The sequence below is a fragment of the Pseudoalteromonas sp. NGC95 genome, assembly GCF_015864705.1.
GTDB classification, from domain to species: domain Bacteria; phylum Pseudomonadota; class Gammaproteobacteria; order Enterobacterales; family Alteromonadaceae; genus Pseudoalteromonas; species Pseudoalteromonas arctica.
This window is the reverse complement of sequence record NZ_JADYWR010000048.1, coordinates 1-7,947: the sequence shown is the minus strand read 5'-3', so window position 1 is coordinate 7,947 and position 7,947 is coordinate 1. Positions and strand designations below refer to the sequence as shown.

Annotated in this window: 8 protein-coding genes and 1 pseudogene; 5 read left to right on the top strand and 4 right to left on the bottom strand. The window is 33.9% G+C overall.

Annotated elements, in window-relative coordinates; all coding sequences use genetic code 11:
- Positions 1-778 precede the first annotated feature (778 nt).
- Positions 779-1,843: a replication initiation protein gene (locus tag I6E70_RS20435; protein WP_197189495.1), complete on the top strand. Its 1,065-nt coding sequence runs from the start codon at positions 779-781 to the stop codon at positions 1,841-1,843.
- A gap of 104 nt (positions 1,844-1,947) precedes the next feature.
- Here the strand turns inward: I6E70_RS20435 and I6E70_RS20765 are convergent.
- A pseudogene (locus tag I6E70_RS20765) lies at positions 1,948-2,376 on the bottom strand (IS4 family transposase); the annotation flags it as partial.
- A gap of 676 nt (positions 2,377-3,052) precedes the next feature.
- On the opposite strand from I6E70_RS20765, the gene I6E70_RS20430 reads away from it, so the two are divergent.
- Together I6E70_RS20430 and I6E70_RS20425 are read left to right on the top strand one after the other, a co-directional pair.
- Positions 3,053-3,586 carry a hypothetical protein gene (locus I6E70_RS20430; protein ID WP_197189494.1) on the top strand — a complete coding sequence of 178 codons (534 nt, stop codon included), beginning with the start codon at positions 3,053-3,055 and terminating at the stop codon, positions 3,584-3,586.
- Positions 3,587-4,027: 441 nt separating this feature from the next.
- Positions 4,028-4,414 carry a hypothetical protein gene (locus I6E70_RS20425; RefSeq protein ID WP_197189493.1) on the top strand — a complete coding sequence of 129 codons (387 nt, stop codon included), beginning with the start codon at positions 4,028-4,030 and terminating at the stop codon, positions 4,412-4,414.
- Between the two features lie 68 nt (positions 4,415-4,482).
- Here the strand turns inward: I6E70_RS20425 and I6E70_RS20420 are convergent, their stop codons facing one another.
- From I6E70_RS20420 to I6E70_RS20410, 3 genes are all read right to left on the bottom strand, one after another.
- Entirely contained in the window at positions 4,483-4,740 is a 258-nt protein-coding gene (locus I6E70_RS20420) for a hypothetical protein (protein WP_197189492.1), read from the bottom strand.
- A 64-nt stretch (positions 4,741-4,804) separates the two neighbouring features.
- On the bottom strand, positions 4,805-5,059 hold the full coding sequence (locus I6E70_RS20415) for a hypothetical protein (protein WP_197189491.1): 255 nt from the start codon (positions 5,057-5,059) through the stop codon (positions 4,805-4,807).
- The gene (locus I6E70_RS20410; protein WP_197189490.1) at positions 5,038-5,460 is read right to left on the bottom strand and encodes a hypothetical protein; all 423 of its coding nucleotides are present in this window, start codon (positions 5,458-5,460) and stop codon (positions 5,038-5,040) included. The genes I6E70_RS20415 and I6E70_RS20410 overlap by 22 nt, the downstream gene beginning before the upstream one ends.
- Positions 5,461-6,004: 544 nt before the next feature.
- Here I6E70_RS20410 and I6E70_RS20405 point away from each other — a divergent pair.
- Both I6E70_RS20405 and I6E70_RS20400 read left to right on the top strand, forming a co-directional pair.
- Positions 6,005-6,637: a RepB family plasmid replication initiator protein gene (locus tag I6E70_RS20405; protein ID WP_197189489.1), complete on the top strand. Its 633-nt coding sequence runs from the start codon at positions 6,005-6,007 to the stop codon at positions 6,635-6,637.
- A gap of 753 nt (positions 6,638-7,390) precedes the next feature.
- Positions 7,391-7,831, top strand: a complete 441-nt coding sequence (locus I6E70_RS20400) for a hypothetical protein (protein WP_197189488.1) — start codon at positions 7,391-7,393, stop codon at positions 7,829-7,831.
- Positions 7,832-7,947 lie beyond the last annotated feature (116 nt).

Sequence of the window (7,947 nt, the reverse complement as noted above, 5' to 3'; positions counted from 1 at the left end):
AATTTGATTGCTGCAGAATACGTTGCACGTTTTAATTTCGTCATTTTTTCACCCAAATTTGTATGCTTATCAGCATAACATTTCTTTCTTAATGGGTGGCCAAAATCACTGTACCACTACAATTTTAGGAAACACACCATGATTGTGTAATTTATAGTAATGACTTGCTCATAACTTTAGATATTAATCCCATCCAAACATAGCTCTACAATTCACCTATTCGATTTTTATAAAATAAGATTCTATGAGCACTTAAAATACCAGAATTATGTATTCATAGTTGCAGATTTTGGAACAACATAGTATCGATTAATTACTAATAAATAGGCTTCCATGTGTAAAAGTAAATAACTAGAGAGTTAAGAGACATAATATTGCTTATCAATACCAGAATTATGTTATTTAAGGTAATAAAGGACACAAAGTTGTGTCACACACCAGAATTATGTTATTTCAAAGCGTAAGATACACATAAACACCAGAATTATGTTATTTCAAAGTGTAATATACACATAAACACCAGAATTATGTTATTTCAAAGTGTAATATACACATAAACACCAGAATTATGTTATTTCAAAGTGTAATATACACATAAACACCAGAATCATGTTATTTCAAAATGTAATATACACATAAACACCAGAATTATGTTATTTCAAAATGTAGGATACGGATGTAAAAATATATAATTTAAAAATATGGAGTACATTAGACTGGTCATGTACACCATAATTGTGTAATTTACATATATAGAGTACATAAAGCTGGTGTTATTATGGAAAAAAAATTGAACCCAAACCCAATTTCACGATCCAATTTACCTAAGCATATAAAGCAGGGTCATAAGCTTGTGTTTAGTAGAAAGGATTTATCACAACGTGAAGCTGACTTGTTTGCACTTATGATGGCGCAGATGAAAGACTCAGATTGGGAAAAAAGCACCCCCCAATATAATTTTACTGCAAGTCAGTTGTCTGAATGGCTAAATATTAACTCCAAACATGTTGGTTCTATTTTATCCCCTGCAGCGGAAAGGCTTTCAAGTTACAAAATAGGTATAAAAGTAGAGGGAAGTGCAGGTGATCTTGAGTTTGACTATAAACCACTGTTTAAAAATATAAAGTATAAAAAAGGGGTTTTGACAATGGTCCCTAATGACATGCTAGAAAGTGAATATATTGAATACAAACAAGGATTTGCACTAATAACTACAAAGACCTACCTGGATATTAAGCAGGAGTATGCAAAACGATTGTATGAGATTTTAAGCCGCTTTAAAAAAGGCGGTTACGAAATGCATTACATATACATAGATGAACTCAAAGGCCTCTTTGGGTTACTAGATGAAAGCGGACGCTTAAAGAAAAACAAAAGTTCATTCAAAAATAATGGCGTATTCATGAAGCGATGCATTAGAGATAGCATCGAAATTCTTCGTTACCATCCTATTGCTCAAAAAGAGTTTTTGTTTTTAGAAAGCGATAGCAATGAAATGGGCTACGAACTTAAAACACAAGGAAAACGAATTTCACAAATAAAATTTCTTATTCGATGGCTGAACAAAGGGACTACAGAAGAACTTAATAATCATGAAGCACTTAAAACTATTAAAGAGCTTATTTCAAAGCAGTTAATTCAAAAGGAAAAATTATCCACAGAAGAATTAACAAAACTTATGTTTTCTTATCAGTACCTTGGCCAAGATGAAGAGGCAAAGAAGGTTGAAAGAGCACTAACTACAAATACTACTAAAAGTAAAAGCATAGAAATAGAGAAAGAAAAGAAGTTGAGGGATGAAGTTGATGCGTTAATAGAGCTAACAAAAGACATAGATTATTAAGTTATGACACTATAAATGTTAATGCCATTCACTTAAGGTGAACGGTTTTTTTTTCTAGCGTACCGCTGCGGTCTTGCCTTGACTGAACGAGGGGAACTTAGTTAATAAGGTAAATAATCACCTTCTAATGTGTGACACATTTTAATCACTGATATCGTACCATATTATAAGTAAGCAATACTCTCCACAGTTCTTGTTTCACAGGCGCTGGTAAACGACTTCAACAAGCATATATTGCTTTTGTTCACGATGACCAGGCTCTATCTCCAAGCGATGACTGTATGAATCCCCTATATCTGCTGACGGATATCGGATCTATCATAGATGTCACCACACCGTATGACTTACCCTTTATTTTTCGAGTCGCTAACTTTGCGACTAATCTGGTCAGGCAGCGTTAGTCACATTTTTCTTGCTCTTGGGTTACTGCTAAGCTGGACTAATTTATCATTACGCCTTAATGTCAGAATAACTTCATATTGTATACTCTTTTTCAGTGGTATTAAATGGCGTTAACTCCTCGTCGTTTGCCATGTTATTGATAATTGAGAACATTAGAAAGTTGCATAAGAGAATTCGGATTCTTACACACCTAGAAGATCGTTCAAGTGCTATTAACTATTTCTTAAATGATCAGCATTACACCATAAATATGTATTCTTAATACCAGTTATATGATCAATAACACCAGTTAATTGATCGAACTTACCATAAATATGATCACTTACACCAAGTATGTGATCATTAATACCAGTTAACAGATCCAAAAAGTCTATAAAGTAATTTAGAATCAACAAGTTAAAAAACCTATAGTCTTTATAGTTTTTCATAGTTCTTTATAGTAATTATATAATTTATAGGGTCTGTTAATAAGTGGATAACTTTATTTCAATAAAAATTGCTAATTGCTAATTGCTATCTGAAGTTTATGTAAATACAATATTCAGAATGCATATAAATTCTGAAAACAAGTAGCCGTACAAACAAAATTTATATTAAAATTTGGGTAGTGAGTTACAACGAAACAGGTCACTATGTAACTAACACATATATGGGGAACCTGATTTTAATAATCGAATAAGGAAATTCATTAAAGTTAATTCTTAAATTAGACACCGCCTAGTCTATATATCGCTTAAATAGCACTCTATTATAACTTTATAAATAGTTGAAGAAATATTGAACAATCATTCATGGAAGAGGTACTACTTGCATTTAATTGAAAAACTGAACTCATTGATATACAGGCTCAATGGCAGCGCAGAAAAAGAGAATAAGCCAAAGAAATACAACATGGAAAAAACGTTGAATTTACCGTTAGCAAATTACTTTGACTCTATTGCTATATTGAGTATTGCAGATAAAGTTAACGTACAAGATGGATATGAAAACTATATACATATATCCGCTAAGATTACCGTAAAAAAAGGAGATAAAGAGAGCTCTTTACTCTATAAAGACTTTGCTTCTAACATTGATATTTTATATAGCTCTCTCAATATAGTGATAAAGAAAAGTATTGAGAACAAACCAGAATTTGAAGCTAAATATAATGAATTCCTAGAAGAGTTCAAAGAATGGTATCTATTAAATAAGAACGAATCAATTTTAAACATATCCGCTCTGAGTTTTAATAGGATGCAATCCTTAAAAAGCGCACCAAGTGTCCTTGAAATAATAGGGTGCTCTGAAAATGACGTATTAGCAAAACAAGAATTACCTTTATCTTATAAAAAACAATGAAACAACCTGTAAAAAAGAATCCGCAATAGATCAAGGAAAGCTACAAACTGAAATAGTTAAAATAGCTTGGAAATCAAAACTACTTTAGGTTTAGTAGTAACAGCACTACTAAAAAACACTATATGACTGATTAAAACTATACTATTACTATCTAAAAACCTGAAATAAAAACATAAGTTATTCTTGCTAAATGAGCACGTTTTTAAAGTTCGTGTATAATAAGCCCTACTATTTAGCCAAAGGAACTATATTGTTTGAAAGTCTGTTTTACGGCCTAGAGCTACTCATTACTACCCTAACTAACTCATCCAGACTGGTTAGTTAGGAAAAATATTTCGCTATTTTTGCTAAAAAGTACAATGATATCCAAGGAATTTATAATATTATATTTGGGATATCCAACGGGTAAAATAGCTACAAACACTTTTAAAAGGATTTTCTGTGAAAAATTTAACTTTATGTAAAATACAATTCCATGAAGAACGTAAAATTAATAACGATTATCATATTTCTATAGAAACTTATCTTAGGAATTCCCTTTTGGGCGAACACCTTATTTATAAAGTTGATCAGACTGGCATTTTAGTGGATATAAATGAAAACCCTATTATCTTTCTTGAAACATTACGACGTCATCATACAAACTTATATGGTCGTCTCATTTGCGATTGTACTCTCTCGGAAAATAAAAACCCTTCGGAAGAAGAAGAAGCTTGGTTTGATAAACGTATAAAATCAAGGTGCGAGCCTTTTCTTAACTTAAAGGTAGGTGAAAAAATAGTTTCGAAGCTTCAAAACAGTCGCTTTCTGCTTTATAGATTTCATTAGAGTGCTCATAACATTTAATTGAAGATAACCCTGACCAACATGAGATTTATTTGTAGTGGTCAATTTTATTAACCACTACACTTGGTGTTACGGTCGATTTCAAGCACAATATTTACAAAACTAAGGAGTTCATTTAAATCTAGCGCTAACTTTTGCAAGGTTTCATTCAGGGCAAGCAATATGTTCGATTCATTGACTTCGTGTAAAGAAATTGGCGTGTTTTCGTGAATAATTACACTGTTATATTGACCTTGAACAAGCTGGGTGATTTTCGCTGTCTTATTGCTTTTGTAGTGCTCAGCTATAGCTATAATAATTCTACGCACGATAGTTACCTTCTAATCAGTCATGTTGAGATGGCCACTATAGGCCATTTGAATAATCTGACTACTAATCTAATTGATTGGCCAAGAGAGCTGCAAAATCCTCATCGCTCACTGTTTCCTCAGCTAAAACCGCAGTTTTCTCAACGTTAGGTTTTTGTTGTTCAACCTTAACAATAACGCCTGAATCATTAATATTTCTGTTGTTCGGCAGTAAACCTAATAAATTAGCGAGACTATTAAATGTTCTGTGTAAGATAACGTTGCGTACACAGCGATTGGTAAAGTTAATCAAGGCACTTATTCCAGCATCATCTGCCATGTGAGTTTTATAGATTTGATTTTAGAACAAGCGCCGTAAAATTGATTCATGCCCTGGATACCAATTTGAACCGTCGGGAATACTTGTTCACAGTGAGATTCCCAATGAATAAACAAATAGGCTTCTTTGTCATATGGGTTAATAGATAGGCCCATGTTGACAATTTCAAGAATGCACCGGGCTAATTCTTTAGTTTTAATGCTGTCAAAGCTAGGCTTACGGTTGCTATACATCTTCTGTTTGTTGACTTGAGATGTTATCCAAGCAAAGAGTTCACGTAATTGGCTATTAATTTCATTCACATCAAATGAACGGTCAATTTTATTAGTTTCATACGTAGCTATAAGTTTTGCTCTAAACTCTTTATCTAAAAATAAATCGATGTAGTTGTTATGTGACATTGTTTGCCTCCAGTTTTTTCAGTAGTTAAACATATTTGAAAAATCTGGCTACTGGTTGGGATTACCGATGTATTTAGTATGTGTACTAAATATAATTCATTGTTTTTATTTGTTAAAAACAAAAATAGTATTCTTTATGGGGTTATAACTGATAGTTTTCCACAGGTTATTTATGATCTTTATGATCTTTATGAGTTTTAAGAGCTTTATAAGCTTTTTAATCAGGCTGAAGACCTTGCCAATCATGAGCTGTAGCTAAGCACTATGGGAAACGGGTCAGCTTACTATGGGAATTAGGTCAACTTACTATGGGAATCAAGTCAACTTACTATGGGAATTAGGTCAACTTACTATGGGAAATAGGTCAAGTTTAATTGATAATATTTCAATTATTCTCATTGTAATATGGGGATGAATTTTAAATATCCATAGTGACTATATGAAAGCGTTAACAAGTGGCAATAAGAAAAACTTAATTACACAGTCTAATGAAATGTCAGAGGCTGCGTACTACCTTCCACTGAAGGCTAAACGAGTTCTATAGATGTGTTTTTCACAATTAAAAAGCAATGAAAATAAAGATATTGAATTTACAAGTTGTGAATTCAATATCTATGTTGCCGACTACCAAATGCTCTTTTCAGTCAGTTTAGAAGCAGCTTCAAGAGATGTAAAAAGCGGCTTAGAATATATAAGTAAAAGTACAGTTAAATTTTTCTTAAAAGATGGTGAATACGAAGAGATTGAGCGGCCTTGGCTAATAGAGAAAGCCGCAAGGCGTGGTAGGGGGTCGTATCGAGTAGATTTTAACCCGCGTTTAATAAATTATATTGTAGGCCTTTCAGAGAAGTTCACCATGTTTTACTTGCACGAATGCGGCAAGATAAATAACAGTCGAGCAATGCGACTCTACGAAAATCTATGCCAGTGGAAAAACACGGGAATTTGGGTTATATCCCCCGAATGGCTAACAGAACGCTACTTGCTACCAATATCACAGCAGGAGAATTTTGCAGAAATGAAGCGAAGCTTTTTAGATCCTGCTATCAAGCGTATAAACAAGGAGACGCCATTGGAAGTTTCTTATAAGACAGCATGTAAAACAAGCTCTATCAAGTCAAAAAAAGTTGAAACTTTAATATTTAATATTGTAGATAGGACTATCCTCTTAGAATAACTAGAGAGCCTTTCAGCTTAACTTGACCTGTTTCCCATAGTGGTAGCTTAACTAGCCCAAATACGGGCGTTAACTTGACCTGTTTCCCATAGTGGTAGCTTAACTAGCCCAAATACGGGCGTTAACTTGACCTAATTCCCATAGTGTTAGCTTAACAAGCCCAAATACGGGCGTTAACTTGACCTAATTCCCATCGTGTTAGCTTAACAAGCCCAAATACGGGCGTTAACTTGACCTAATTCCCATAGTGTTAGCTTAACAAGCCCAAATACGGGCGTTAACTTGACCTGTTTCCCATGGTGTTAGCTTAACAAGCCCAAATACGGGCGTTAACTTGACCTATTTCCCATAGTGGTAGCTTAACTAGCCCAAATACGGGCGTTAACTTGACCTATTTCCCATAGTTCGGGGCTGAAACGCTCAAATAAGGGTAGTAACTTGACCTGTTTCCCATAGTTCGGGGTTGAAACGCTAAAATAAGGGCAGTAACTTGACCTGTTTCCCATAGTGATTGCTTGAGGCCACCCATATACGTGAGTACCCTGGGGGGAGGAAGTGCCATAGCAAACATACACAATTATGGTGTGACACCATAATTGTGTAACCAATATTTCATATCAAAAATAAAATCATACTGATTAAGCACAATGGTTATTAGTCTTAACTACATGTTTATTATGCCGTTCTAGGTTAGTAGCCTGATTTTCTATCTATGGCATTATGGTTGGCATAAATAGTTAAAGGGTTAAACCAATGTCAGCAGCAAAACAATTAAATTATGGTCTTGATGAGATTCAAGAAGCTATCTCTAATGAAGAACTTGCACCTAAGTTAAGTAATTGGGTAGAAAAAGCCATAGAAGCTTTCGATGCTAATGGCGAGCCTAACTATGTTGATTCTAAAGGGGAGTTAATTGAAGGCATTTACATTAATATGCCTAATGATTTGTACCATAGCCTCCCTGCTTTAAGCTCATCTCAACTTAAAGAATTTAAGGAGTCACCTCCTCATTACTATCGTAGATATTTATCAGGTATTGAGGTTAAGCGCACGCTTCAAACTCAACGCACATTAGATGCAGGTACACTTGGCCATGAGCTAATTCTTGAGCCAGAAGACTTTTACAATAAATACTTTAGAGAATTACTACCTATTGATGAGCCCGATTCATTGCATACTGAGGTGCAAATGTAGTGGTACAGTGATTTTGGCCACCCATTAAGAAAGAAATGTTATGCTGATAAGCATACAAATTTGGGTGAAAAAATGACGAAATTAAAACGTGCAACGTATTCTGCAGCAATCAAATT